Source organism: Micromonospora sp. NPDC047756 (assembly GCF_055587245.1).
Window position 1 is genome coordinate 371,273 of the sequence record NZ_JBVJGQ010000002.1, and the last position, 25,101, is coordinate 396,373.

Below are 25,101 nucleotides of genomic sequence, written 5' to 3' on the forward strand. Positions count from 1 at the left end.
GAAGATGCAACCCCGTGCCCGGGCCGCGAGGTCGACATCCGGGCGGCGATTTCGCCGGGCATTCTTCGGATATCGACCCGACGGCCTGCCCGGCGTGGTACCAATTACCCCGAAGGGCGAAGCCGGCAGGAATGGGCGGCCCATGTCGACAAGGGCAGCAGCGCTGCTTCGGAAACCGGGGCAACCGCAGCGACCAAGCCTTCTGGAACTCTTCTTCGACCTGGTATTCGTCTTCGCTCTCAATCGCGTCTCACAGCAGATCGTCGAGGAGCTGACCGAGCGGCGGATCGTGCTCGTCGACGCCGGCCAGATGCTCCTGTTGCTGCTGGCCTTCATGGTGCTGTGGTTCGTCACGGCATGGGTCACCGACCTCTACGATCCGCAGCGGCCCCAGCTTCAGGTGCTGGTCTACACGGCCATGCTCGGCGCGATGATGATGGCAGTCGCGGTGCCGGAGGCGTTCGCTGACCGCGGTCTGGCCTTCGCTGGTGCGTACGTCGCGGTCCACGTCATCCGTGGTCTGGTCATCGTGCCGATACTGCGCGGCCACGAAGCTCAGCGCCGAGCAGCTGGAGTGTTCTTCTGGTTCACGGTGTCGGCCGTGCCGTGGATCGCCGGCGCGATCATGACGGACACGGTCCGCGGCGTGCTCTGGACGCTCGCGATCGCCATCGACGGCACGGCACTGCTGCTGTTCTATCCCGCGCCCTGGTCCCGCCCCACCCCACGGCAGTGGCCGGTCCTGGCCGAATACCTGTCCGAGCGCTACCAGCAGTTCTTCATCATCGCGCTCGGCGAGCTGATTCTGACGACCGGCTCGGCCTACAGCGACACCTCGTTCCGGGGCGGCGGAGCCGCAGCCGCCTTCGCGGTCGCATTCATCACGACCGTGCTGCTGTTTCGCGTCTACATTTTCAGAGCAGGCCAACTGTTACCCGAAGCCATCAGGGCTGCCAAAGAGCCCGCGCACCTGATTCGGGAGGCTTTCCTCGCCCACGTACTCATGGTCGTCGGGATCGTCGTCGTCGCCGTCGGATACGAAATCGTGATCGAACATCCGTTCGGGGAGAACCACGCGGCCTGGATCCTCGTTGTTCTCGGCGGACCGATGCTTTTCCTGATCGGGCGAGCCCTGGTGGAACATGCCGTGTTCAGCCGGGTGTCCCGCTCCCGCATCATCGGCGCTCTGGCGCTCGCCGCCGCCTCGCCGTTCATGATCCCACTACCGCCGCTGGCCGTGGGCGTCACCGCCGTCGCCGTCCTCGCCGGCATCGCCGCCTCCGACGCCGTCCACGCCAGGGGGAAACCGCCCGAGGGACCGCACCCGCGCAATCCCAGACAGTGAGTGGCGACAAGCCGGTGCCGGGTGAGGAAACGGGTCGGACACCGTCCGGCTGTCTGCTCATGACCCCGTGGTTTCCGCTCGCTGTCCACCCCCGGGGCATTCTTCGGGCGGGGCGTAGGCACGAATGGTGCCGTTGTGCCGCGCAACCCCACCGTCAGCGGTGAGGGGGACGAGGCGTTTACAGACGGGGCACCGGCCCAGTTGGTGCTGCGGGCGCTGAATCACGGGGCCTCCCAGGTACGTCGTGCGCTCATCCGCGGAGCCGTGTCGCCCATCGTCGCCGATCGAGGCTCGCCGGCGCGCTGAGCGCGGTAGGCGCCGGCCACTCTCGGGCGGCCTGGCGCGCAGGCGCCGCTAAGGTCGCGGCAGCACGCTGATGGCCGCGACGGCGCTGTTGATGACGGTGGCCGTCACGGTGCGGGTCACGGCCGCCGCCGCTGCGTCGGCGCCCCAGTCGCCACGCTCGAGTTCCTTGGCCCGTGTGATGACCGGCGACGTCCACGGGATCTCGCGGTGGAACTGCGGGAGCGTTCCGCTCGCCGAGAGCAGCGCCGCGAGCGCGGCGACACGCGCCTGCGGCTGCGCACCGTCCACCAGGACCTGCCGGACGTCGGCGAGCAGGCGGGCCCGTCGTTCGGTTCTGCCCTCCCGTAGGGCCGTCGTCCGGAACAGGCCGAGCACCTTACGGGGCTCCTCGTCGATGTCGCCCCGACCGATGAGCCGCTCCAACACCGGCTTGCGCAGGCCGGGACCGACCGCGGCCAGGGCTGTCTGCACCCCTCTCGGTTTCTTGGCGAGGTAGTCCCACGCCGGCCGTAGGAGGTCAACCGAGGGTGGGCGACCTGCCACGCTGCTGACCCGACCCCGGCCCTCGGCGCTCAGGTGACCGCCGAGGGCGAGGTCCGCGAGAACCGCCCCGCCGAGGACGTAGTAGAGGGTGTTCTCGCCCGCGATGGTTCCGGAGTCGGGTTGGAACAGGAGCAGCAGAAGATCTTCCGCGACTGTCGGCGTTGCCGGCCGGGCTTCGGTGGTCATCGGCGGGGCTCCCAGCGGAAGAGTCGGGTGGCCAGGGCGACGGCGACGACTACCCAGCCGAGAGTGGGCGCGAACAGGGCAAGCGAATCGGTGACGGCGATGCCGCCGTTCCAGGCGTTCATGGTCAGTTCGGTGGCCGCGCCGCCGGGCAGCAGCCGCTTGAGCCCGGCGAGATTCTCGGTGCCGGTGATGCCGACCCAACTGGCCACGGCGATCACGCCGAGGGTGACCGGCAGGGTGGTGACCTGAGCGTGTTCGGGTGAGTTCGTCAGCCCGGCCGTGGCCAACGCCAGGGCGATCATCATGGCCAGGGTGGCGATGGTCGCGACCACGAGCAGGGCGATGTTCGCCGGTGCGCCGGCGACCACAGCCAGGGCGGTCAGGATCGCGGTCACCTGGATCATGGCGAGGACGACGACGGGCAGGAGCAGGCCGGCGAGGATGCTGGTGTCGCTTGCCGCGGTGGAGCGTAGGCGTTTGAGGAAGAGGTTCTGGCGTCGGGATGCCAGGGTGGTGACGGCGGTGGTGTAGAGCCCGAAGGCGGTGATCGTGAACAGGATGATCGCGGCGATGTAGCCGAGGCTGCCGAGATCGGCGAAGGTGTCGTGTTGGCGCACGAAGTACGCGCTGACGACGACGGGGATGATGAGGCTGGTGATCAGGACCAGTCGGTTGCGGAAGATCTGGATCAGTTCGCTGGCGGCGATGGGCAACACGGTGGCGCTCCTGTCGAGACGGGGGGTCAGTTGTTGATGGCGCGGAAGACGTCGTCGAGGCGGGTCGGCCCGGCTTCCAGGCCCTGCAGTTCGACGGTGTGGTCCTGCGCCCACCGGAGCAGGAGGTGCAGGTCGTTCTGCAGGTCGAAGGTCTCGACCACGACTTTCCCGTCCACGTCGGCGGCGGCCTGCACCGGCAGCGCCGGGGCCCCCGAGGGAAGGGTGAAGCGGATGACCGCGGGCAGGGTACGGGTCAGTTCGGCCACGGTGCCCTCGCGGTGCAGAGTGCCGTGGTGCATCAGTCCGATGCGGTCGGCGCGTTGTTGTGCTTCTTCCAGATAGTGGGTGGTGAGCACGATGGTGGCGCCGTTTTCGCGGAGCCGGTCGACGATCGTCCAGACGGCGTCGCGGGACTGGATGTCCAGGCCGGTGGTTGGTTCGTCGAGGATGATCAGCTCTGGGGTGCCGTAGACAGCGGTGGCGAAGTCGAGTCGGCGCTTCTCACCGCCGGACAACTGCGCCACCCTGCGGCGGGATCGGTCGGTGAGGTCGACGAGGTCGAGCACCCGGTCGACGTCGTCGGTACGTCCGCTGAGCCGTCCGATCAGGCCCACGGACTCCCGGACGGTGAGGTCGGGGGAGAATCCGCTCTCCTGGAGCATGACGCCCAGTCGGGGACGTACCGCCTGACGGTCGTCGGGGCTGTTCCCGAAGACACGCACCGTGCCGGAGGTCGACCTGCGGTGACCCTCGATGACTTCCAGGGTCGAGGTCTTCCCGGCTCCGTTGGTGCCCAGCAGCGCGTAGAGCTCTCCCGGTCGTACCTCGAAGGAGAGGTCCTTGACGGCGTGGAAATCGCCGTAGGTGAGATTCAGCCGGTCAACGTCGATGACGGGTGTGGTGGACATGCACCTATGACAGCGCGGGCGCGGCCGAACCGTCAGTGGCACCACGTCATCACCGCAAGTGACGTGGTGTCACTGGTCCTCGCCCCTGGCTGCCGGATACTGACCTGGTGACCGCGAGAGCGCCGCGCTTCACCCAGTCGACGCAGGGTAGGCTGCGCCGGCTCAACCTCGCGACATCACTGCCGCCGGTGGTGTTCGCCGCGGTGATCCTGCTCTACAACGACGCCCGCGCCTGGTGGCACTTCGTCGTCCTGGCGCCCGGTGCCGTGGCGGCCGTGGTGGCCTTCGAACGGTGGACAGCAAACGACCTCGCCCGGTTCGCGCTGCCCTGCGTGGTCGTGGCGGCGGCGGTCTGGCCGCTCGGGGTCCTGGTGACCGGCAGCCCCAACGCCTACTGGGGTGTCTGCGCCGTGGGTTCGCTGTCCCTGCGCGAGGTGCGACGGCACCGGGCTCTGACAATCGCCGGACTGTTCACCTACGTCGCCGTGGTCGGCGTGGCGCGGCTGCTGGTGCAGCGGGACGACATCGTGGGCGTCCTGGTCACCTACGTTCTCATCCCGACCGCTCTCACCGTCCTCGTGACGGTCTTCACCGTCGTGGGCGAGCGGTTCTACGACCTCATCCGGGAGCTCGAACAGACTCGGGAACGCGAGGCGGAGCTGGCGGTGGTCCGGGAGCGGGTGCGGTTCGCCAGCGACCTGCACGACATCCAGGGTCACACCCTGCACGTGGTCAAGCTGAAGATCGCCCTGGCCCAGCGGCTGCTGCTGCGCGACACCGATCGGGTGGAGAAGGAGCTGCGGGAGACGTACACGCTGGTCAGCGACACCATCGCGCAGACGAAGGAACTCGCCTACGCGCAGCGGCGACTCAACCTCACCGCGGAGATCGAGAACGCGAAGAACCTGTTCGAGGCCGCCGGCATCCGGGTCCGGGTGACCCGGGAGGCCGAGGTCGACGCCCGCGCCAGCGAACTGCTCGGGCAGGTGCTGCGGGAGACCACCACGAACATCCTGCGGCACGCGCAGGCCACCCAGGTGCAGATCACGCTCGCCGCATCGGGCATCACCATCGTCAACGACGGCGTGACCGCCAGCGCGCCCCCGCAGCTCCGGGGCCTGGCGGCGCTGAGGCAACGGGTGGCGGGCGACGGAGGTGAGCTGTCCGTCGAACAGAGCGACGGGCAGTTCCTGACCGCGGCGACCTTCCCACCCGTCGCAGCCGATGCGGGCCCGACGGCTACCGGGAAGGACGACCGATGACCACCATCGTGCTCGCCGACGACGAGGCGCTGCTGCGCACGGCCCTGGCCGCTTTGCTGCCGCTGGAGGGCGACATCACCGTTCTCGCCGAGGCGCAGGACGGCCGGACGGCGATCGCCGCCACCCTGCGGCACCGGCCCGACGTGCTGGTCATCGACCTGGAGATGCCGGGCGTGGACGGCCTGGGCGCGGTCGCCGAGATTCGCCGCGAACGACCGGAGCAGGTGATCCTCATGCTGACCCGGCATGCGCGCCCCGGCGTGCTGCGCAAGGCGCTGAAGCTCGGCGTCCAGGGCTTCGTCAGCAAGTCCGCCGAGCCAGCCCACATCACCTCGGTCATCGCCACCCTGCACGCGGGGAAACGCTGGATCGACCCGGACGTGTCCGTGCTCGCCGTCACCGAGGACTCCCCCCTCACCGAGCGTGAAGCCGACGTCCTGCGGGTCACCGGCGAGGGCTACTCGGTCGCCGACATCGCCACTCGGCTCCACCTGGCTCCGGGCACCGTCCGCAACTACCTCTCCAACGCGATGCGCAAGACGCAGACCCGGACCCGCCACGAAGCGGCCCGCTACGCCCGCGAACACGACTGGCTGTAGGTGCGTCAACCTCGCCGACCGTGTCCGTGGGGCGTGACTGTTCGACGAAATGTCACGGTGCCGTGGTGACGCGGTGGCACTGACGGCGAAGCGCCACGAGCGCTGCAATGGGAGCTTCACGCCGTCGAGAGGAAGCTCCCCGATGAACGCCCCCAGAGCCGCGCGACCCTGGACAGGGACGAGCCCTTCTGATGGGGGAGGCTCGCGCCCCCAGACGCCGGAGCATCCCCGGCCGGCCGTCGACACCTCCCGGCCGTTCGGTGCCCACCTTCGGATGAGCTGGTGGAAGCCGTTGGTGGTCATCGGCGTGCCGCCGCTGACGATGGTGGTGCTACAGGTTCTGCTCTACCAGCTCGTGGGCGTCGTCGAGGGCAGCGACGAACCGATGTCAGCCACCCTCACGCCGTTGAAGTTCCTGGCCGTCAACCTCAGCATCGGCACGGCGGGCGCCCTGGCGATCCTGCTCCTGGTCTGGATCGCCAGGGTGCCGTGGCGCAGCCTGATCAGTGCACCCCGAGCCTTCGACGCTCGCCGCCTGACGTACTACCTGACCGCGGCGGCGCTGCTGGTGGGTGCCGGGATCGGTGTCGTGGCGCTGGTCGCGCCCGACGCACCGGGCTGGACCGCCTTCGGTGTCACCGGCACGACGACCGGCATGCTGGCGATCATCGTGCTGAGCACCCCGGCGCAGGCCGTCGGGGAGGAGTTGATGTTCCGCAGTGCGGTGCTGCCCGCCGCCGCGTCCTGGGTGCGTGCGGTGCGCCCCGCCCTGGTCGTCGGGCTCGTCGTGTCCGGCCTGGGCTTCGCCGTGGTCCACGGGTCGGCTGATCCCTGGTTGTTCGGTTACTACACCGCGATCGGGGTCAGCACTGGCCTGATGGCCATCATCAGCCGTGGCTTCGAGGCACCGGTTGCCTTCCACGTCGCCAACAACGTCCTGTTCACGACCGTCAACACGGTGATGGCAGACGGCGAGGCATTCGCGATCGACCGGTCCACCGACTCCGGTGACGCGTCCCTGCTGATCCTCGGCGTCGTCAACGTCGCCATGGTGGTGCTGGTCTGGCTGCGCGAGCGGCGAGCCCGGCCGCGGGCCGTCAGTAGTCGGTGAAGGCGTTCACCCAGACGGGCAGCTGCTCGGACGGGAGGAACGTCTTGAGGTCGCCGACCGTATCTCAGTGGCGCACCCGTGCTCCCGCACCTCGCTCTCCTGGGTGAGTGGAACCGCCCGAGGGAGGGAGGCGTCACGCTGTCGGCGAGGCGAGGGTGTTGGTATGCCCACTTTCAGTAGTCGTCGCTGGGCGTACGGCGCCGTGGCTTGGTTGATCGTCTTTGTGGTGTCCCACGTGATCCTGGTGTTCTTCCCTGGTCGCGATCCAACCGGCGACGGACCGTGGGGCATGAGGGCCTATGTGATCTTCAACGTGGTGCTCATCTCGATGTCGGCGCTCGGAGCAGCCGTCGTTCTGGCCACTGTCCGCCCGCCGGCGCGACATCTTCCCCGGTGGCTACTTCTGACCCCTCTGGTGTTCGGCAGCGTGCTGCTCGTCATCCGGGGTGTGCCAGGAATGGCCGAGAACTTTGTGATGGTCAGCGGTGTCCGTCGCGGTGGTTTCGTGGGGGTGGCGGACGTCTCCACTGGCGAGTTCTGGGCCGGCATCGCCATCAACACCTACTTCTTCGCCGGAGCGGCGTTGCTGGTCGGGACAACCGTTTCCTACGGCCGGCGATCAGCGAAGTCGTCTCGCTGAGGCGTACCGGCGTCCGCGCGGCCAACACTCCTGCCGCAACAGCGCCGCCTCGTCGTCGCGGTCGCAGAGCAGCAGCACCTTGAACTCTGGTTGGCCGAACGGCCTGGTCCAGTGGTCTACGGCCCGCGACAGGATCCGCTCTACCAGCTGCTCATCAGACGATGACCAGGTTGGCCATGTCGACGACCGGCCGAAAGCCGAGGGCGGCGTAGATCTTGTTCGACGTCGGGTTGGCCTGGTCGGTGAAGAGGCAGACCTGCGTACCCTCGGCCTGGATTCGGCGGGAGACCTCGGCGACCGCGTTGCTGGCCCAACCGCGCCCCCGTTGGGCCGGCGGCGTGTAGACCGGGCCCAGTCGGGCCACCCCGAACGACGGTGGGTTGGCACCGGTGAGGTGCACCGGCTCCCCGGTCTCGTCGAGCCAGAACCACAGTCGTCCGGCGTGGATCCGGCGCAGCACCTCCGCATGGTCGGGCGCTTCGTGTGCGCTGGCACCGCGCGGGCGGCCCGCCTGTTCGTCGGCGTCGCCCATGAACGCGGCGAGCCACTCGGTGGCCAGTCGCGCGTCGCCCACGGTCGCGGTCACCAGGCTGCCGGGCGCTGGCGGCGGCGGTGTCAGCTCGCCGAGCTGGTGCAGCCGGGTGTGCCGGTTGACCCGGACTTCACCCCCGCCGCGCTGGGCCAACGCGGCGGCGCACAGATCGACCGCGGGCAGGGCGCCGTTGACCGCGAGGACCTCCTCGCCGCGCTCGTGCAGCGCGTGAGCCAGCGCGACGGCCGCCTCGTCGGGCATGGGCAGCAGGAACGGCGGATAGGGGGCGTACGGCGCCGAGCGCATCCCGGCGCCGACCACCGCGCCGGAGTCGTCGCTGACCACCAGCCACCAGTCACGGTCGGGCTGTGGGATCCCCTCGGCCCGCTGCGACAACTGCCGGTGCGCGATGGTGGTCACGACCGTGCTGACGACCGGATCGGCGCCCAGGTGGTGACCCGCGACGGCCAGGAACTCGCCCGGGTCGCTGAGGAAGCGCAGCCGCAAGCCGGTCCTCGGGACGATGCTCATTTGCGTACGCTAGCCACCACCCACCAGAGATCGACACCGGATTTTCCGCATCAACAGTGCGGCGGGCCCACGGTTGGTCTCGGTCGGGCGGGGTACACCGCCGCGAGTGGCGCGGGGGCTGGGTTCACCCGGTGTGCCACCGAAGGTGCTTCGGAGGGGCCGATGTCGGGTGCATCAGCGCGGCCGAGCGGGCCCCGGGCGTCCGATGACGTGGTGGAGCTGCGGGTCCACGGTGCCGCCAACGCCAGCGCCGCTGAGGTGTTGAACGCGGCGCAGGTCGAGCAGGTCGCGGGTGACCGCAATGGAGGCTTCTACCGACCCCACCGCCCATGTTCGTGTGGCAGCGGCGAACGGGTGACGGAGGCGTACCGCTGGGGTGACCTGCCCGCGGGAAGCGTGGTCCGAACACTGTCGCTGGTGTTCCTCCTGCCGTTCATGCTGGCCAACCTGGCGATCTGGATGCGACCGGCGAGCCCCGGCTCCGATGCGATGGTCAGATCGCTGTGCCGGTTGCTGGCGCTCACTCTCACCGCGCTGTATGTGCTGGCCTTCGTCGGCGTCACGCTGGACCTGATCGCGTGGAAGTGCATGGGCTCGCCACGTTGCCTGGACGGGCGCACCTGGTTGTCCTGGTTGGGTGGGCAACCGGTGGGCCTGCGCCTCGCCGTACTCGCGGTGGTTCCGGCCGGCGCCGTCGGCCTGCTCTGGCGGGCCAGCACCCGGCCGGGAAGAATGTTCGAGGCGTTTCGCGCTCCGGCGGACGAGGTCTCCGAGCATCGCCTCGGCGGGATCGGTCAGTGGGACGCCGGGCCGCTGGTGGGTCGGCTGCGCTCGGTTCACGTGGCTGCGGCGTTCGCGACACTGGACGTCGCTCTGCTGGCCGCCCGAGCCGCGAACGGCGCTTCGGCCAGCACCATCGCGTTGGCCGTGGCTACCGGGGCAGTGCTGGCCAGCTGCGTGGTCCTGCTCTGCCTGCCCCCGCTGCTCGACCGGGCCGCCTCGGACCAGCGGCTGGACCGCATCACGAGTGCGGTGCGGACGGTGGCCGTGGCCCTGACCGTCGTGGTGACGGCCCACGTCGTCGCCAGCCCGGCGCCGTGGCGCGAGGGGGGCGGCCTACCCGGCTACGGCCCGGTTCTCACCTCGCTCTTCGTCGCCCAGACGACTGTGCTGACCGCCCTCGGCGCGGTGCTGCTCTGGCGCCGGGTTCGCCAGCGGGATGCCGTCCCGCTGCTCGGGCTGGGCGCACTGGTGATGGCGGCCAGCGCGGTCAGTCTGGCGGTGGCGGTGTCCGCCGAGTTCGTCTACCGGGTGGCGGATTTCCTGGATCGTGACGCACCGACCGGAGAGGGCCTGGCCTCCGGTCTGCCGCCCGCGTTCACCTGGGCGATCTTCGGCTTTCTCCGGACCGTGCTGTTCACGGTGGTGGTGGCGGTTCCGGTCATCCTCATCTCTCGCCGCCGTCGACTCCATGCTGCGGCGGTGATTGTCGACTGCGACTACCCGGAGCGCCCGCCCTCGGCCGCGACCCGACTGCGGCAGGTGCGCAAGGCGATAGCCAGGGCCCGCTTCACGGAGAGACTGATTCCGTTGGCGGTGGTCTACGCCTGCCTGGCCGGGATCGGCACGGCCACCACCACCCTCGGTCTGCTGGACCTGCTGCCGAGCGAGTCCGTGCAGCGGTACGCACGGGTGCCCGGTGATCTGATCACCTTCTCCATCGCGTTCGGAAGCTGGGGGATTGCCGCGATCATTCTCGGCCTGACCATCGGCGGGATCTTCGCCTACCGGACGGTCGAGTTCAGGCGCCATGTCGGCGTCCTGTGGGACCTGGGCACGTTCTGGCCCCGGGCCGCCCACCCGTTCGCGCCACCCTGCTACGCCGAACGCGCCGTGCCGGAGTTGACCCGACGCATCATCCACCTCGTCGGACGCGGCAACCTCGTGCTGCTCACCGCGCACAGCCACGGTTCGGTCCTGGCCGCCGCGACAGTGCTCCAGTTACCGCCCCAGGTCAGCAGCCGAGTCGCCCTGCTCACCCACGGGTCACCACTGAGCCGACTCTACGCGCGGCTCTTCCCCGCCTTCGTCGACGACGAGGTGCTGCACGAGATCGGCGCTCGGGTGGACTGGCGGTGGGTCAACCTGTGGCGCGACACCGACTCGATCGGCGGCTGGATATTCACCGCCCACCGGGCAACCGCGCCGGTGACCGTCGGCGGGACGGCGGCGACGGTGGACCGCCGGCTACGGGATCCCGCCGACGTGGTGCCGCTCCCCGGCGACAGCGTCCCGCCGCCGATCCAGGGACACCGGCCCAGCGGATCGGAGCGGCGGTACGCCGAGGCGGCCCGCGAGTTGATCGAGCGCCTTCGCCACCCGGCGGCTTCGGTGCCGATTCCCGAGGAGCCGCCGAGCGGGGCAGCGGCGGATTCGCGGCAGTGACGCGGGGTGCGACTGTCGGCGCGGTCGGCTCACAGCGTGTCGAACCCCTGCCGCCAGGACGGATGGGCCGGGCTCCAGCCGAGGTGCGTACGGGCGTAGTGATTGCTCGCTCCCCGCGCCCAGCCGTGCCGCTCACCACCGGTCGCCGCTGGCGCCGGCACACCGGCCGCCGTGCAGAACGCGGGCACCCACTGTGCGGCGGGGGCTGGCTCGTCGTCGCAGACGTTGACGACGCCCACCGGCCATCGCAGAGCCGCGACCGCGGCGGCGACGGCGTCATCGATGTGCAGCAGGCTGCTCACGTCCGCGTCGGCGGGCACCTTGCCGGCGGCGGCGAACTGTGCCATCAGACCGTCGCGGGCGTACCAGGTACCCGGACCGTAGAGGGTGCCGTACCTCAACACCACCCACTCGGGCGCCTCCTGAACGGCGGATTCGAGCGCGGCGGCACCGGCCACGCTGGTCTGGCGTGGCTCCGCCGCGCCGAGGTCGAGCGGGGTCTCCTCGGTCGCGGGCTCGTCGCCCGGCTCGTACGCCCAGGCGATGCTCTGCGCCACGATCCGGCGTACCCCGGTGGCGAGCGCCGCGTCGACCAGGTTGCGCGTCCCGGTCCGGCGCAGCCGCGAATTGGCGGCGAAGTCGCCAGTGCTCAGGCTGGTCAGCTGGTGCATCACCACGTCGGGCCGGGCGTCGCGGACGGCAGCCGCGACCGCGTCCCGGTCGAGCACGTCGACGGCGACCGGGCCGTTTCGGGCCAACCCGATGACCTCATGGCCCTGGGCGGTGAGGATGGGCTCGAGTCGACGGCCGATGACGCCCGTCGAACCGGCGAGAAGAATACGCATGACGTGCCTCTCCGTCAGTTCGGCCGGGTCGAGCGGCGGTCCTTGCGCTGTTCGAGCTCGTCGGGGCTCACCAGCACCAGCATTTCCTGGTCGGGCGCGCACACCATCACGACCAGGAACTTCGTCACCCGATCGGACAGGTTGTTGGCGGACCGGTAGTGGATGACGTCGCCGCCCGGCTCCCAGAACGCCTCACCGGCCTTGATCACCCGTTCGGGCTCGCCCTCCAGCTCGAAGATCATCTCGCCTTCGAGCAGGTAGCCGAAGACCGGGCCGGAATGCCGGTGCGGCGGCGTGCCCGGATCGCCCGGTGGCAGTTCGATCGTCGCTGTCATCACATGGGAGCCCTCCGGCAGCTCCGGCGGCATCGCCGTGCCCAGCAGCACGATCTCGTTGTTTCCGATTGTCATGGTCTGCATGGACCGAACGTATCCCCGACCGGACCAGCCGGTTGGACCAGTTGGCGACCGCTCTGATGGACCAGTTGGCAGAGTGCGGACAGCGCCTCCTGCCAGGCATGAGCCGGCGGCGCCGCGTACCCGAGGACCAGCGCTGCGGCCTGCCGCTCGTCCGCGGGATCGTGCCAGTAGCCGTTGCTGTGCAATCCGATCAGGTGCAGTCCCTCGCGGCGTCCGGCCTGGATCAGCCAGCGCTCCTGCGCCACCGAGGCCAGCGGGAGCAGCGCGTGCACGCCGGCAGCGATGCCCTCCAGGGCGGTGGTGGTCACCTCGGCCAGGCGGCCGGCCAGCTCGGTCCGTCGACGCCGGTAGGTCAGGCGCATGCGGCGGATGTGCCGGTCGTAGTCGCCGTGCGTGAGCAGGTCGGCCATGGTGAGCTGGTCGATCGCGGAGACTGCGGCAGCGGCCTCCACGATCGTCGTCGTCAGTTCGCGACGCAGTGGCTCGGGGACGACGAACCAGCCCAGGCGGACTCCTGGCGCCAGTGACTTGCTGGTGCTGCCGGCGTACACGATCCGCTCTGGTGCCAGCGCCCGCATGGCGCCCACCGGCCGCTGGTCGTAGCGGAACTCGCCGTCGTAGTCGTCCTCGATCAGAAACGCGTCGTGCTTCCGGGCCCAGTCGATGAGCCGGTAGCGGTGCCGTGGGGCGAGCACCACGCCGGTCGGATGCTGGTGCGCCGGGGTGAGTAGCGCGGCCTGACCCGCCGCGTCGTCCGGGTCGGCCCCGCCGGGACCGACGGTGAGCGGGGTGACTGTCAGGCCCGCGGCACGCAGCACCATGCGGTGGTGGGCCAGACCGGGGTTCTCGGTGGCGATGGCGCGGACGCCGCGCCGGTACAGCGTCCGCGCGAGAAGGGAGAGGCCCTGGGTGAAGCCCGCCGTGATCACCACCGCACCCGGGTCGCAAAGCACTCCACGAGTGCGCGCGAGATAGCCGGCCACCGCCGCCCGCAATGCGGGTAGCCCGGTCGGTTCGGAGTAGTCCAGCGTGTCGCGCGACGCCGTTGTCAGCGCCCGGCGGACACTGTCCGCCCAGGCCGTACGGGGGAACGACGCGAGGTCGGGAATCCCCGGCCGCAACTCGATCGATGGCCTGGCGGGAGGCGACGGCCGCGGTTGCCCGCGCGAGCCGGGCGGGTCATGACGGACGTCCGCGACCCGGGTGCCTGAGCCGGGTGCCGCCAGCAGCCACCCCTCCGCCACCAGTTGCGCGTACGCCTGCACGACAGTGCCGCGGGCCAAGCCCAGGTCGGCGGCGAGGCTCCGGCTGCCCGGTAGGCGCGACCCGGCCCGCAGCCGGCCGGTCCGGATGCTCTCCCGTAACGCGCCCTCCAGCGAGCGACCCGGGAAACCCGCGCTCCGATCGAACTCCAGATGCAGGTCGAGCGACTTCGTCACGCAGCAACGATCCCACTCGCACGGGTAGCGCCGGCAGGTTCGCCGACTCAGGTGCCAGGCACCGCAGATCGTCGCAGGTGAGGGCTCTCTGGGGTAGTTTGGTCAGTTTTCGCCGCAGTGGGAAGTCCCGAAGAGGTAGAACCAGCAGTGACACCACAGCTGTCGAACTCTGTCACCCCGGTCCGGGTGACGCACTCCTGCGGCGTGACGGCGAGGCGGATCGGGAGGTAGCTCAGTGCGAGTCGGGGTAGCTGGCCGGACCGGCGGACTCGGACGTCCCGGCCAGCGGCTGGCCGGCCCGCAGACGCGGAACACCGCCGGGCGGACCCGATGAACGACGACGGCAGGTCACCCGCCCCGGCCGTACGGCAGGCACGGTCACCAGGTGGGCGGGACACCGTGCTGACCGCGTTGATTCGGATCGCCCTGGCCGTCCTCTTCCTCGACGAACTCGTTGTCGGGTTCTGGAACCAGGTCTTTCCCGAAAGCTTCTACGACAACTTCCCGACCGTCAGCCTCACCCCGCCGTTCAGTGAGCACTACGCGCGTGACTTCGGCGGCGCCACCCTCGGCCTGGCCGTCGTCCTCGGCACCGCGCTCGTGGTACCTCGGGCGGCGTTCACCATCCCGGCGGCGGCGGCCTTCTCCACCTTCGCCATACCCCACTTCTTCTTCCACCTGACCCACCTGCACCACGCCACTCCCGGCGAGAAGGTGTTCCTGACAACCGCCAACGCCGTCGTCGCCCTGCTCGGCCTTCTCGTCATCGCCCTGACGCTCGTCCGGGACGCCGGGCGTCGTCGCCGTCCGGGCACGTGAAGCGGGCGGACCCGGCGTCGCGCCGGGTCCGCCCGTTTCAGTCGTGCTGGATCTCGCCCTGTCGCTGGTCGACCCGCACACCCTCGAACAGGTGCTGCGCGGAGTCGGCCGTGATCAACGTGCGAGGGCGGCGAGCCGGAACTGCTGGTTGGTCTGGCCGTGGCAGTCGTAGAGCTGGATCTGGGCGCCGTTGGCGGTGCTCCAGACGTCCAGGCATCGCCCGGACTGGACGTTGCTGATGGTGCCGTTGGAGTTGACGTTCCACTGCTGGTTGGTCTGGCTGTGGCAGCTGTAGATCTGCACCGCCGCGCCGTTGCCGGTGCCGGCCGCGTCGAGGCACATGTTTCCGTACACCTGGAGTTGTTTGTTCGAGGTGTAGGTCCAGGCCTGGTTGGTCTGCTTGTTGCAGTTGTAGAGCTGGACCCGGGTGCCGTTGTTTCGGGAGGCGTTGGGCACGTCGACGCACCGGCCGGACTGGGTGCCGACGATCTCACTGGCGGAGCCCGGCGGGTTGGTCGGCGGGTCGGTGGGCGGGTCGGTGGGCGGATCGGTCGGGGTCGGCGTCGAGGGCAGCAACGGGCAGGTGCTGCGGTAGGTGACCACGCCGCTGGAGTCCAGCAGGGGGCAGAGGAACTGGCTGTACCGGGTGTCGTTGTCGATGAACATCTTGACGAACGGCAGCATGGTCCGGACCATCACCGGGTTCGACCGCCCGACCATGAAGCCATGATCCGCGCCGGCGACCTCCACGTAGACGCTTTCCGTCGTGGCCGGGAGGCTGTTGTACAGGCCGGTGGCGTAGGACGGGGTGACCACCGTGTCCGCCTGACCGGCGAAGATCATGGTGGGGACCCGGTCGTTGGCCAGGTTCGACGACGGCGAGTACGGCGCGATGCCGACCACTGCCTTCAACGACGGGCGTCGGGTGGCTGCGCTCAGCGCGCCGCCGCCGCCCATCGAGTGACCGGCGACCGCCAACCGGTTGGGGTCGACCCGGTCGCGTACGGGGCTCTGCTGCGTGAGGTAATCCAGTGCGGCGAGCAACTGGGTGCCGCGGGCCGTGTCGAAGTCGTTGCGGCTGTTGGTCTCGATGCCGATCACGACGAAACCGTGGGACGCCAGCCACGGTCCCATCCAGGCCAGCTCGGCGGAGAACAGCGCCGTGTAACCCGGCGAGATCGCGATGGCCCCGAAGGTTCCCTGGCTGGTGTCGGTCGGGTAGTAGATCCGGCCGCCGTTGAAGCCGTACCCGGTCGGGACGCTGACTGAGGTGTTGGCAAAGGGGCCGTTCACGGCGGTGACGCTGGTCCGGGTGGGGTCCGGGCCCCGCTGGTACGGGTTGTCGGCGGCCGACGCCGACCCGGTCGCCAGGGTGATGGTGAGCAACCCGACCGCGGCGGCGATCCCGGCCGCGGCGAGCTTGAACAGTCGGCCCCTCACACCGGTCGACACTCGGTCGGCCTCGGTGTTCCCCGTGGGCGGAGGGTGGTCTGCGGGTCCTCGCACTGTCGGTACCTCCTGGTGGTGGGGGAGCGAGAAGGCGGGCGGGCTCGTCGTGTGCCGAGCCCGCCCGCCCCCGGTGATGTCCGGTCGTCAGCGTTGCAGGGTCAGCAGACCCGGTCGGTACGGCAGGAGGCCGTAGTCACCGCCGGAGCTGGGCGAACGACCCTGGTAGAGCAGTTGCAGGTTGCAGGCGTCGACCGTCATGGTCTGGTCGGCGTTGGTGCGCAGCAGCTCACCGTGGCTGATGTCGTTGGTCCAGGTGGCACCGCTGTTGGCCTTACCCGCGAACGGGTTGCTCTCGCTGGTGGCCTGCGGGGTCCACGACCCACCCAGGCTGCTGGCGGTGAACGAACGGAAGTAGCGCCCGTTCGCGCCGATCGCCTCGACGATCATCAGGTACTTGTTCAGGCCCTGGAGCTTGTAGACCTGCACGGCTTCGAAGAGGTTGTTCGTCGAGTCGGTCATGATGGTCGTGTAGTTGGCGCCGAAGCTGCCGGGGAAGTTCCCGATCGGCATGCTGGCCCGGTAGATCCGGCCGTTGTCACCGGCGAAGAACAGGTACATGTTCTGGTCGTCACCGATGAGGGCCTGGTCGATCGGGCCGGTGTTCGAGTTGGAGATGCTGCCGGTGAACAGCGTCTGCGCCGACGACCAGCCGTTCGGGTTGGTCGGGTCGCTGGAGGTCCGGTACGAGAACGCCGTGCCACCCCACTGGTAGGCCAGCACCCAGATGTTGCGCGGCGCGAAGTAGAACAGCGACGGCGCGACGGTCGCCGAGTTCATCGCGTTCTGGCTGGCCGAGCCCATCTGGGAGTAGTTGTTGAAGAGCCCGAAGTTCATCGAGCCCCACGTGGTGCCGGTGTCGTGGGTGGTGGCGTAGACCAGTTGCTGGCCGTTGTACGGCGCGACGGTGAAGTCCTTCAGCGAGACCCAGCCCGACCTCGGCTGCGCCAGCACGCCCGAGGACGACCAGCGGTACGACGACGGAAGGTCACACGTGCTGGTCGGCGGCGGCGTCGTCGTGGGCGGCGTCGTGGGCGTCGGGGTGGTACCGCCGAGGGCGGCGAGCCGGAACTGCTGGTTGGTCTGGCCGTGGCAGTCGTAGAGCTGGATCTGGGCGCCGTTGGCGGTGCTCCAGACGTCCAGGCAGCGCCCGGACTGCACGCCGCTGATGGTGCCGTTGGAGTTGACGTTCCACTGCTGGTTGGTCTGGCTGTGGCAGCTGTAGATCTGCACGGCCGCGCCGTTGCCGGAGCCGGCGGCGTCGAGGCACATGTTTCCGTACACCTGGAGTTGTTTGTTCGACGTGTAGGTCCAGGCCTGGTTGGTCTGCTTGTTGCAGTCGTAGAGCTGGACCCGGGTGCCGTTGGTGGTTGCCGCGTTCGGCACGTCCACGCACCGGCCGGACTGCGTGCCGACTATCTCGTTGGCGGAGCCCCCCGGCGGGTTGGTCGGCGGGTTGGTCGGCGGGTCGGTGGGCGGGTTGGTGGGGCCCGCGCTGTTCAGCGCCTCCAGGGTGGCCGTGTAGGCGGCCTTCTTGGTGCCGTTGCACTCGAAGAGCAGCGGGGTGCCGCCGGAGCGCCACGAGTCACAGTCCCGCACGCCCCACACGGTGAGCCCGTTGCAGCGAGCCACGGCGAGGCAGTCGTTGACGACACTGCGGTAGGTGTTGGCCTGCGTGGTGCCGGACCCCTCGATGTCCAACTCGGTGACCTGCACGTCCACCCCGAGGGCGGCGAAGCTGGACAGCGTGGTGCGGTAGTTGCTGTTGTACGGCGAGTTGGCGTTGAAGTGCGACTGGAAGCCGACGCAGTCGATCGGAACGCCACGAGACTTGAAGTCACGCACCATGTTGTAGACGGCCTGCGTCTTGGCCCAGGTCCAGTTGTCGGTGTTGTAGTCGTTGTAGCAGAGCTTCGCGTTCGGGTCCGCCGCGTCGGCGGCACGGAACGCGGCCTCGATCCAGTCGTTTCCGGTGCGCTGCAGGTTCGAGTTGCGGCGGGCGCCACTGTTGCCGTCCTCGAACGCCTCGTTCACCACGTCCCACGAGTCGATCTTGCCCCGGTAGTAGCTGGCCACCCGGGTGACATGGTTCAGCATCGCGTTGCGCAGCGCGGTGCCCTCCATGCTCTGCATCCAGCCCGGCTGCTGCGAGTACCAGGCCAGGGTGTGGCCCCGAACCTTCCAACCCCGGGAGATGGCGTGGTTCACGATCCGGTCCGCGTTGCCGAAGGTGAAGTTGTTCTGCTGCGGCTCGGTCGCGTCGATCTTCATCTCGTTCTCGGGAGTGATGCTGTTGAACTCCCGGTTCAGGATCGTCGTGTAGGCGCTGTCGTTGAGCTTGTTGGCGGCGACGGCGGCACCGAAGTACCGGCCGGACTGGGCTGCGGCGGCACCGAGGGTCGTCTCGGCGGCCTGGGCCAGATTGGGCAGCAGCGACACGACCAGGGCCAGAATTATCGCGGCCATTCCGGAAAGAGTGAGTGTTCGTAGTCGGGTGCGCCCGATGGGACGGGTACGGGAAACCATGCTGATCCCTCCAGTGGTGGGGTACGGGATTCGTGTCGCTGGTGCAGCGGGAGGCCCCGCTCGGACGCGGCGGACGCGATGGTGAGCTCGCCCGAGCGAAGGCGGAACTCATCTCGGGTGCCCGCCCGGACCTGAGTGGGCTCGGGCTGTCTGGCCAGCGGATAAAGGGTGGTGACAGGTAGGCCCGGTCGCCCGTGGGGGAGCGGTTGCGGGCGTCGGGCTCGTTCGGTGGTGGACGTGCTCACCTGGCAGGTGGGTGGACCCGACGGTCGCGTGGAGCGCCTCCAGTGCTAACTGATCTTGTTAACGTTCACACTTGTCGATGGCTCTCAGGCTGGCAGAAAATTCCAGAGTTTTCAACCGGTAGTTTCGGACCTGTTACGGATCCGGGCGGAAGGGGTGGAGTCCGCACGCGAAGTGGCTGGTCGACAGCCGTCCGGCGTGGGCCAGGTCGGAGGCGACAGGCTGGACGTCCGCGTCGGCGGGCTCCACCGCCCGGTGGCGGGTCGCGGAACATGCCGGGTGTCCGGCGCGGAGCGCGCGAGTCCGTCGACCTAACCTCCTAGGATGCTCTACGGATTGTGCCTCGACCGACGGCGTCACCCGTTGGCCCGGGGGGAGCCAGACGTTCCAGCTGCTCGAACCGCCTGTGGCGACGCTTCTGGCCGGCGGAGTGTGACGCTACGGAGGTGCCCGCACACGCACGGGAACGCGGCGTTCCGCCGCCACGGGCGGCTGAAAATTCGTGTCGAAATCCGGTAACCAAATCGGCGTGCCAACCCGTCAGGTCAGTGACGGATCGCCACCGCGGGCGGTCGGCCGAGGAGGAACAAGGACATGGGCGACGTGCGTGGGAGTTTCAGGGACGACCTGGACCGACACCCCGCCCCGCCATTGGGTGACCTGGTCCAACAGTCGATGGTGCAGGGCCGCCGACTGCGCCGACAGCGTCGCCTGGCGCAGTTCGGTGCCGGCGGTTCGGCGTTGGCGATGCTGCTCGTGATCGGGCTGGCCGCCGGTCCGCTCGGCAGCGGAGCGGATGACACCGGTCAGCCCGGCGGGCCGAACCTGGTTTTGCCGGGCACCTCGGTCGCCACCGGCACGCCGTCCCCGACCGATTCCCCAACTGACGCCCCGGGCGGTTTCGAGCCGGGCACCGAAGAGAACCCCGCTCGGTCGGTGCCGCCGACTCCCTTCACCACAGTGATCGACACCGTGAGAATCGGGGCGGGGCCGGACGGTGACCTGGTGACCACCACCCCCGAGGGCGCCCTGGAACTGCTGACCCGGCTGCTGCCCACCGGGAAGACCAGCGGTTACGTGGGTCTTGAGAGCAGCGGAGCTGGCCCTGGCATGCCGTACGTCCAGCTCTACCTGGACCGTGGCGATGGACCGGGCATGCTGCGGCTCTCCATCTACCGGGACCGCCTCGGCGGCAACCCTGTCCCGGGGACGGTGGAGCTGACCGAGGTACCCGGCAACTGCGTGCAGACCCAGATGATCACCGTGCATCACGACGCCGGCCTCCAGGTCGATCTCATGATCGCTACCTGTCTGGTCTGGGGCCCCAAGGGAACCGTTCCGGCACCGGCCGTCCTCTCCCTGGAGGAGGCGATCGAGATCGCCGCCAACCCGGCCTGGGGGACGAAACTGCCGGCCGAGTACGTCATCAACGGCGCCAAGAGGTTCCCCAGGTTGGCCCGGTCGAATGGCTGACGAAGACTTCGTGGAGTTCGCGCAGGCGGCCGCCGGCCGGCTGCGCGACGCCGCGTTCCTGATGTGCCGCGACTGGCATCTCGCCCAGGACCTCACCCAGACGACGCTGGCCAAGGTGTACGCCAACTGGAGGCGGGTCCGCCGGGCCGACGATCCCCACGCGTACGCCCGCAAGATACTGCTGCGCTGCATGCTCGACCAGCAGCGACGGCGCTCCAGCCGCGAATTGGCGATGTCGGCGCCGCCGGAGCGGGGCGAGGAACATCCGGCCGAGCTGCGCATGACGTTGCTGGACGCGGTCGCCACCCTGCCGTTGCGGGACCGGGCGATCATCGTCCTGCGGTACTGGGACGACCTGAGCGTGGAGACGACCGCCGAGGTGGTGGGCGTCTCCATCGCCGTCGTCAAGAGCCAGAGCATGCGCTCCCTCAACCGGCTGCGCGAGCTGCTCGGCGAGACCCGTTCCGAGCTGTTCGCCGAGGAACGCCATTGACAGGTCCCGCCTGCGAGCGGGGTGTGCGCAGCCCGGTGGGGCTGGACCGTCGGCCGGCACATCGCCGCGGCGGCGACCAAGGGGCCGCCACGCGTCGTCGGCCGAAGCGCCACGTGTGGTGGCAGATATCTGCGTTTGGGGAGGTTTTCGGTGTCCGTATGGAGCAACCGGACGAGCCGAGGCCGGATTCGCGGCAGGGGCCGCGGTTCGGTGGCGCTCGTGCCGGTGGTCCTGACGGCGTTGGCGGTCATGGTCGCGGGGTGCCATCGGGGGGAGCCCGGTGTCGGCCCCGACGAGCCGCGCAGCGTGAACGCGGAACGGGGCGACCCACGTCTGCTGCTGGGGGCGGGCGATCTGGGAGCGGACTGGCATGCGGACGACGCGCGAGTCGGTCTGGCGTCCTGGCCGTGGGAGCAGGACAGCTGTCCCAACTACCGGAGCAGCGACTACCTGGCCAAGTCGCATCGGCGTGCTGCCGTGCAGCGCTACTACCGGCCGTCCGGCGGCTCGTCGCCGGCCCACCACGTCGTGGAGACGTACGAACCCGGATGGGCCGAGCGGAACGTCGACGACGTCCGTCGGGTCCTCCTGCGGTGTGCGAGCTACCCGGTCCTCGGATCGCAGGTCTCGTTCGACGTCGTGGACCCGCAATATCTGGAGGGCACCGGGATGCTCATTCGAGGTCGTATCGCGCACACGGACACCCCGGACACCGTCACGTACTTCGTGGTGGTGAGACGGGGTGAGACGGTCTCGACGGTCCGCCTGCCCGATCCGGGCAGCCAGGCCGTGGTGGACTCGATCGCCGCGAGGGTGGTGGCCCGCCTTGGCTGAGCGGACAGGGCGGCAGCTGTCGCGACGCTGGGTCCTCTCCGCGGCCACCGTGTCGCTGGCCGGCGTTGCGACGGCCGCCTACGGTGCCACGCGCGGCCGCGACGGTGACGAGGCCGGACCATCGCACGGTTCCTCCCCGACCAGTCCGATCCCCACGACGCCGGCCATCGACTGGATCGGCCAGGCGAGAACGCGCATCGAGGCTTACGTGGAGCGCTACGACGGCCACCTCGCGATCGCGGCACTGGATCGACAAGGGACGGCGTCGGTGACGGTCGGCGCCAAACGCTTCGAGACCGCCAGCATCGTCAAGGTCAACATCCTCGCGGCTCTCCTGCTGCGGCAGAACCCGGCGGGCAAGGCCCTGAGTGCTGGCACCCGACGGTTGGCCGAGGCCATGATCGTGTCCAGTGACAACGATGCGGCGGTGGCCCTGTGGCAGCGGATCGAGGGCTCGCGCGGCCTCACGGCCGCGAATCGCGAACTCGGTCTGCGTGAGACGAAGCCCAACTCGCACTGGGGGCTCACCACGACCACGGTCGCCGACCAGCTCCGCCTGCTGACCGCGCTGACGTCGCCGACGGGACCGCTGACCCCGCAGGACCGCACCTTCATCATGGGTCTCATGAAGAAGGTGACCCCCGAGCAGCGGTGGGGGGTCACCGCCGCGCGGCAGCCGGGCGGTCGTTCCGAGTACGTCAAGAACGGCTGGGACACCGCCGACGTCGACGGGGGCCGCTGGCTGGTCAACAGCATCGGGCGGATCGTCGACGCCGATCATGACTGGCTGATCGCCGTGCTCTCCGACCATCACGTGAGCCAGAAGGCGGGCATCCGCGTCGTCGAGAAGGCCGCCACCTACGTGCTCAAGGAGCTGCGCGCCGCCACCGCGCACGACGGGCTGTCGCCGGGGTAGGCCCCCGGTCCGCTCAGGCCCACAGTGGGTCGGTCGACCGGCCCGGCGGGCGCTTGTCATCGCCGGCAGCACACAATTCCCGATCTTGTACCCATCCGTCTGCGGGTCGGCCTCGAATGCCTCATGACAGCAGCAATCGAGTACAAGCATCTGAGGAGTTCGTATGAAGCGGCGCCTGTTTGCCACGGTCGGCGTGATCGCCGTGCTGGCCCTGTCCGCCTGCGGCGGAACCGACAGCGAGGACACCGCCGGCGGCACACCGAGTACGTCGGCCAGCGCGCCGATGGCCTCGGCGTCGCCGTCGATGATGATGTCGGGTCAGTTCGGCTCGGGGTGCGCGGCCGTGCCGACCGATTCGTCCAACCCGGGCAGTTTCGAGGCGATGGCGAAGGTGCCGGTGGCCACCGCCGCGTCCGGCAACCCACTGTTGTCGACGCTGGTCACGGCGGTGAAGCAGGCCAACCTGGTGGACTCGCTCAACGGCGCGCAGGGCGTGACGGTGTTCGCGCCGACCAACGACGCGTTCGCCAAGATCCCGAAGGCCGACCTGGACAAGGTCCTGGCCGACGACGCCATGCTGAAGAAGATCCTCACCTACCACGTGGTGCCGACCCAGTTGTCCCCGGACACCCTGGCCGGCACCCACAAGACGATGCAGGGCGACGACGTCACGGTGACCGGTAGTGGCACGTCGTTCACCGTCAACGGCACCTCGATGGTGGTCTGCGGGAACGTCTCGACGGCCAACGCCACGGTGTACATCGTTGACAGCGTCCTGATGCCCAAGAGCTGAGGGTGTCCACCCCCGTCGAGCCCCGGCCGGCGAACCGCCGGCCGGGGCCGTCCCGAAGCATGACAGCCATCCGCGGCCTCGTCGTCGGCGTGGTCAGCGCCGGGGTCGCCCTGGGCGTGGCCCACCTCGTCGCGGCGCTGGTCGATCCGGCCGCCGACCCGGTGCTGACGGTCGGTGGTGCCGCTGTGGATCTGGCACCACAACCGGTCAAGGCATTCGCCATCCGTACCTTCGGCACCAACGACAAGGCCGCCCTCCTGGCCGGCGTCTACACAGTGCTGGCGCTGAGCGCGGTTCTGCTCGGCGCGGCGACGTTACGACGCCGCCGGTACGGTCTGGCGGGCCTTGCCGTGTTCGCTGCCGTCGGTGTCGCCGCCGCCCTGTCCCGCCCGACGGCGACACTCGTGGACGTCCTGCCGGTACTGGCGGGGGCCGGCATCGGAATGGCCGCGATGCTGGTGGTGGCACACGCCGCTCGGACGCTCCCGGTTCCTGGCCCGGGTCGGCCGCGGCTGCTCAACCGCCGCCAGTTCCTGGCCACGGCGGCGGGAGCAGCGCTCACCGCCGCCGCCACGGCGACCATCGGCCAGACTGTCGGTCGCGGCAGAGCCGCAGGCGCCCGTTCCCGCGCGGCCGTCCGCATACCGCCGCCGACGCAACCCGCGCCGCCGCTGCCCGGCGGCGTCTCCGCTGGCGTGGACGGTGTCTCGGCGTTCCTCACCCCCAACCGGGACTTCTACCGGGTCGACACCGCCCTCACCGTCCCGCAGGTCGACGCGGAAACCTGGCGGCTGACCCTGGGTGGAGCGGTCGATCGGCCCCGTACCTGGACATTCGACGAGCTCCTCGCCCGCGGCGTGGTGGAGCGCGACATCACCCTCAACTGCGTCTCCAACGAGGTCGGCGGCCCCTACATCGGCACCGCCCGTTGGACGGGGATCCCCCTGGCGCCGCTGCTTCGCGAGGCCGGCATCCGCCCCGGGCAGGATCAGCTCGTCAGCCGTTCCGTGGAGGGCATGACCATCGGCACCCCGCTTCAGGCGATCCTCGACGGTCGCGACGCGCTGTTGGCCGTGGCCATGAACGGCGAACCCCTGCCCCTGGAGCACGGCTTTCCCGTCCGTATGCTCGTCCCCGGGCTCTACGGCTACGTCGGCGCCTGCAAGTGGCTCACCTCCCTGCAGGTGACCACCTTCGACGCGTTCGATCCCTACTGGGTGCAGCGCGGGTGGGCCGCCGAGGCGCCCGTCAAGACCGCGTCCCGCATCGACACCCCGAAACCCTTCGCCCAACGGCGCGCCGGCCCCGTGATGATCGCCGGTGTCGCCTGGGCGCAACGTCGCGGGATCACCGCCGTCGAGGTGCAGATCGACGACGGGCCGTGGCGGCAGGCCCGCCTCGCCGACGGCCCCTCAGCGGACCTGTGGCGGCAGTGGGCCTACCGCTGGGACGCCGGCCCCGGCAGCCACACCCTGCGTGTACGGGCCACCGATGCCACCGGCGCGACCCAGACCGATCAACGGGCCGCGCCCTTCCCGGACGGCGCGACCGGCTGGCACAGCACCACAGTGACCATCACCTGAGCTGGTGCGGACCGGAAAAAAGCCGGGCCGGGACCAATCCGCCGGACCGGAGGCGACGAATCCCTTCCGACAGCACCCGAGCATCGAC

Annotated in this window: 22 protein-coding genes; 13 read left to right on the top strand and 9 right to left on the bottom strand. The window is 69.7% G+C overall.

Going from position 1 to position 25,101, the window contains the following annotated elements:
• The first annotated feature begins 142 nt into the window (after positions 1 to 142).
• Positions 143 to 1,345, top strand: a complete 1,203-nt coding sequence (locus tag ACZ6NZ_RS06780; protein WP_465856460.1) for a low temperature requirement protein A — start codon at positions 143 to 145, stop codon at positions 1,343 to 1,345.
• A 354-nt stretch (positions 1,346 to 1,699) separates the two neighbouring features.
• Here the strand turns inward: ACZ6NZ_RS06780 and ACZ6NZ_RS06785 are convergent, their stop codons facing one another.
• Genes ACZ6NZ_RS06785 through ACZ6NZ_RS06795 form a run of 3 tightly spaced genes read right to left on the bottom strand, consistent with a single transcriptional unit; the run spans position 1,700 to position 4,004 of the window.
• On the bottom strand, positions 1,700 to 2,380 hold the full coding sequence (locus ACZ6NZ_RS06785; RefSeq protein WP_465856462.1) for a GOLPH3/VPS74 family protein: 681 nt from the start codon (positions 2,378 to 2,380) through the stop codon (positions 1,700 to 1,702).
• The gene (locus ACZ6NZ_RS06790) at positions 2,377 to 3,096 is read right to left on the bottom strand and encodes an ABC transporter permease (protein WP_366613333.1); all 720 of its coding nucleotides are present in this window, start codon (positions 3,094 to 3,096) and stop codon (positions 2,377 to 2,379) included. The genes ACZ6NZ_RS06785 and ACZ6NZ_RS06790 overlap by 4 nt, the downstream gene beginning before the upstream one ends.
• Before the next feature lie 26 nt (positions 3,097 to 3,122).
• Entirely contained in the window at positions 3,123 to 4,004 is an 882-nt protein-coding gene (locus ACZ6NZ_RS06795) for an ABC transporter ATP-binding protein (RefSeq protein ID WP_465856465.1), read from the bottom strand.
• 107 nt (positions 4,005 to 4,111) lie between these two features.
• Here ACZ6NZ_RS06795 and ACZ6NZ_RS06800 point away from each other — a divergent pair, with 107 nt between their 5' ends.
• The 4 genes from ACZ6NZ_RS06800 to ACZ6NZ_RS06815 all read left to right on the top strand — a co-directional run bounded on the left by ACZ6NZ_RS06800 (position 4,112) and on the right by ACZ6NZ_RS06815 (position 7,616).
• A complete protein-coding gene (locus tag ACZ6NZ_RS06800) occupies positions 4,112 to 5,266 on the top strand; it encodes a sensor histidine kinase (RefSeq protein WP_465856467.1) in 1,155 nt (384 codons plus the stop codon).
• A complete protein-coding gene (locus ACZ6NZ_RS06805; protein ID WP_366613327.1) occupies positions 5,263 to 5,865 on the top strand; it encodes a response regulator transcription factor in 603 nt (200 codons plus the stop codon). The genes ACZ6NZ_RS06800 and ACZ6NZ_RS06805 overlap by 4 nt, the downstream gene beginning before the upstream one ends.
• Before the next feature lie 274 nt (positions 5,866 to 6,139).
• Positions 6,140 to 6,976, top strand: a complete 837-nt coding sequence (locus ACZ6NZ_RS06810) for a CPBP family intramembrane glutamic endopeptidase (RefSeq protein ID WP_465856469.1) — start codon at positions 6,140 to 6,142, stop codon at positions 6,974 to 6,976.
• A 235-nt stretch (positions 6,977 to 7,211) separates the two neighbouring features.
• Positions 7,212 to 7,616 (top strand): hypothetical protein, encoded by a 405-nt coding sequence (locus ACZ6NZ_RS06815; protein WP_465856471.1) that lies wholly within the window; start codon positions 7,212 to 7,214, stop codon positions 7,614 to 7,616.
• Positions 7,617 to 7,770: 154 nt separating this feature from the next.
• Here the strand turns inward: ACZ6NZ_RS06815 and ACZ6NZ_RS06820 are convergent, their stop codons facing one another.
• Positions 7,771 to 8,679 (bottom strand): GNAT family N-acetyltransferase, encoded by a 909-nt coding sequence (locus tag ACZ6NZ_RS06820; RefSeq protein WP_465856473.1) that lies wholly within the window; start codon positions 8,677 to 8,679, stop codon positions 7,771 to 7,773.
• 162 nt (positions 8,680 to 8,841) lie between these two features.
• Between ACZ6NZ_RS06820 and ACZ6NZ_RS06825 the strand changes: the two genes are divergently transcribed.
• Positions 8,842 to 11,124: a hypothetical protein gene (locus ACZ6NZ_RS06825; protein ID WP_465856475.1), complete on the top strand. Its 2,283-nt coding sequence runs from the start codon at positions 8,842 to 8,844 to the stop codon at positions 11,122 to 11,124.
• Positions 11,125 to 11,153: 29 nt separating this feature from the next.
• Here ACZ6NZ_RS06825 and ACZ6NZ_RS06830 read toward each other — a convergent pair whose 3' ends face one another.
• The 3 genes from ACZ6NZ_RS06830 to pdxR are packed head-to-tail and all read right to left on the bottom strand — an operon-like array spanning position 11,154 to position 13,827.
• Positions 11,154 to 11,969: an NAD-dependent epimerase/dehydratase family protein gene (locus tag ACZ6NZ_RS06830; protein ID WP_465856477.1), complete on the bottom strand. Its 816-nt coding sequence runs from the start codon at positions 11,967 to 11,969 to the stop codon at positions 11,154 to 11,156.
• 14 nt (positions 11,970 to 11,983) lie between these two features.
• Positions 11,984 to 12,388, bottom strand: a complete 405-nt coding sequence (locus tag ACZ6NZ_RS06835; protein ID WP_465856479.1) for a cupin domain-containing protein — start codon at positions 12,386 to 12,388, stop codon at positions 11,984 to 11,986.
• On the bottom strand, positions 12,376 to 13,827 hold the full coding sequence (pdxR, locus tag ACZ6NZ_RS06840; protein WP_465856481.1) for a MocR-like pyridoxine biosynthesis transcription factor PdxR: 1,452 nt from the start codon (positions 13,825 to 13,827) through the stop codon (positions 12,376 to 12,378). The genes ACZ6NZ_RS06835 and pdxR overlap by 13 nt, the downstream gene beginning before the upstream one ends.
• A 330-nt stretch (positions 13,828 to 14,157) precedes the next feature.
• Between pdxR and ACZ6NZ_RS06845 the strand changes: the two genes are divergently transcribed.
• On the top strand, positions 14,158 to 14,646 hold the full coding sequence (locus ACZ6NZ_RS06845) for a hypothetical protein (RefSeq protein ID WP_465856483.1): 489 nt from the start codon (positions 14,158 to 14,160) through the stop codon (positions 14,644 to 14,646).
• Positions 14,647 to 14,760: 114 nt separating this feature from the next.
• On the opposite strand, the gene ACZ6NZ_RS06850 is transcribed toward ACZ6NZ_RS06845, so the two are convergent.
• Together ACZ6NZ_RS06850 and ACZ6NZ_RS06855 are read right to left on the bottom strand one after the other, a co-directional pair.
• Entirely contained in the window at positions 14,761 to 16,086 is a 1,326-nt protein-coding gene (locus ACZ6NZ_RS06850) for a poly(ethylene terephthalate) hydrolase family protein (protein ID WP_465856485.1), read from the bottom strand.
• Between the two features lie 153 nt (positions 16,087 to 16,239).
• On the bottom strand, positions 16,240 to 18,618 hold the full coding sequence (locus tag ACZ6NZ_RS06855; protein WP_465856487.1) for a non-reducing end alpha-L-arabinofuranosidase family hydrolase: 2,379 nt from the start codon (positions 18,616 to 18,618) through the stop codon (positions 16,240 to 16,242).
• An 897-nt stretch (positions 18,619 to 19,515) separates the two neighbouring features.
• Here ACZ6NZ_RS06855 and ACZ6NZ_RS06860 point away from each other — a divergent pair.
• From ACZ6NZ_RS06860 to ACZ6NZ_RS06885, 6 genes are all read left to right on the top strand, one after another.
• Entirely contained in the window at positions 19,516 to 20,394 is an 879-nt protein-coding gene (locus tag ACZ6NZ_RS06860) for a hypothetical protein (RefSeq protein WP_465856489.1), read from the top strand.
• Positions 20,387 to 20,887 carry a SigE family RNA polymerase sigma factor gene (locus ACZ6NZ_RS06865; protein WP_465856491.1) on the top strand — a complete coding sequence of 167 codons (501 nt, stop codon included), beginning with the start codon at positions 20,387 to 20,389 and terminating at the stop codon, positions 20,885 to 20,887. Before ACZ6NZ_RS06860 ends, ACZ6NZ_RS06865 begins: the two co-directional genes overlap by 8 nt.
• Before the next feature lie 150 nt (positions 20,888 to 21,037).
• Positions 21,038 to 21,721, top strand: coding sequence for a hypothetical protein (locus tag ACZ6NZ_RS06870; RefSeq protein ID WP_465856493.1), 684 nt, complete (start codon positions 21,038 to 21,040; stop codon positions 21,719 to 21,721).
• Positions 21,714 to 22,637 carry a serine hydrolase gene (locus ACZ6NZ_RS06875; protein ID WP_465856495.1) on the top strand — a complete coding sequence of 308 codons (924 nt, stop codon included), beginning with the start codon at positions 21,714 to 21,716 and terminating at the stop codon, positions 22,635 to 22,637. The genes ACZ6NZ_RS06870 and ACZ6NZ_RS06875 overlap by 8 nt, the downstream gene beginning before the upstream one ends.
• A 163-nt stretch (positions 22,638 to 22,800) precedes the next feature.
• Positions 22,801 to 23,430 (top strand): fasciclin domain-containing protein, encoded by a 630-nt coding sequence (locus ACZ6NZ_RS06880; protein WP_465856497.1) that lies wholly within the window; start codon positions 22,801 to 22,803, stop codon positions 23,428 to 23,430.
• Positions 23,431 to 23,489: 59 nt separating this feature from the next.
• On the top strand, positions 23,490 to 25,013 hold the full coding sequence (locus tag ACZ6NZ_RS06885; RefSeq protein ID WP_465856499.1) for a molybdopterin-dependent oxidoreductase: 1,524 nt from the start codon (positions 23,490 to 23,492) through the stop codon (positions 25,011 to 25,013).
• Positions 25,014 to 25,101 lie beyond the last annotated feature (88 nt).

Bases quoted from the DNA above. Each gene is read 5' to 3' on its own strand.
- ACZ6NZ_RS06780 (WP_465856460.1), top strand. From the start codon at position 143: ATGTCGACAAGGGCAGCAGCGCTGCTTCGGAAACCGGGGCAACCGCAG.
- ACZ6NZ_RS06810 (WP_465856469.1), top strand. From the start codon at position 6,140: ATGAGCTGGTGGAAGCCGTTGGTGGTCATCGGCGTGCCGCCGCTGACG.
- ACZ6NZ_RS06805 (WP_366613327.1), top strand. From the start codon at position 5,263: ATGACCACCATCGTGCTCGCCGACGACGAGGCGCTGCTGCGCACGGCC.
- ACZ6NZ_RS06885 (WP_465856499.1), top strand. From the start codon at position 23,490: ATGACAGCCATCCGCGGCCTCGTCGTCGGCGTGGTCAGCGCCGGGGTC.
- ACZ6NZ_RS06820 (WP_465856473.1), bottom strand. From the start codon at position 8,679: ATGAGCATCGTCCCGAGGACCGGCTTGCGGCTGCGCTTCCTCAGCGAC.
- ACZ6NZ_RS06880 (WP_465856497.1), top strand. From the start codon at position 22,801: ATGAAGCGGCGCCTGTTTGCCACGGTCGGCGTGATCGCCGTGCTGGCC.
- ACZ6NZ_RS06845 (WP_465856483.1), top strand. From the start codon at position 14,158: ATGAACGACGACGGCAGGTCACCCGCCCCGGCCGTACGGCAGGCACGG.
- ACZ6NZ_RS06865 (WP_465856491.1), top strand. From the start codon at position 20,387: ATGGCTGACGAAGACTTCGTGGAGTTCGCGCAGGCGGCCGCCGGCCGG.
- ACZ6NZ_RS06860 (WP_465856489.1), top strand. From the start codon at position 19,516: ATGGGCGACGTGCGTGGGAGTTTCAGGGACGACCTGGACCGACACCCC.
- ACZ6NZ_RS06855 (WP_465856487.1), bottom strand. From the start codon at position 18,618: ATGGCCGCGATAATTCTGGCCCTGGTCGTGTCGCTGCTGCCCAATCTG.
- ACZ6NZ_RS06785 (WP_465856462.1), bottom strand. From the start codon at position 2,380: ATGACCACCGAAGCCCGGCCGGCAACGCCGACAGTCGCGGAAGATCTT.
- ACZ6NZ_RS06795 (WP_465856465.1), bottom strand. From the start codon at position 4,004: ATGTCCACCACACCCGTCATCGACGTTGACCGGCTGAATCTCACCTAC.
- ACZ6NZ_RS06830 (WP_465856477.1), bottom strand. From the start codon at position 11,969: ATGCGTATTCTTCTCGCCGGTTCGACGGGCGTCATCGGCCGTCGACTC.
- ACZ6NZ_RS06825 (WP_465856475.1), top strand. From the start codon at position 8,842: ATGTCGGGTGCATCAGCGCGGCCGAGCGGGCCCCGGGCGTCCGATGAC.
- ACZ6NZ_RS06835 (WP_465856479.1), bottom strand. From the start codon at position 12,388: ATGCAGACCATGACAATCGGAAACAACGAGATCGTGCTGCTGGGCACG.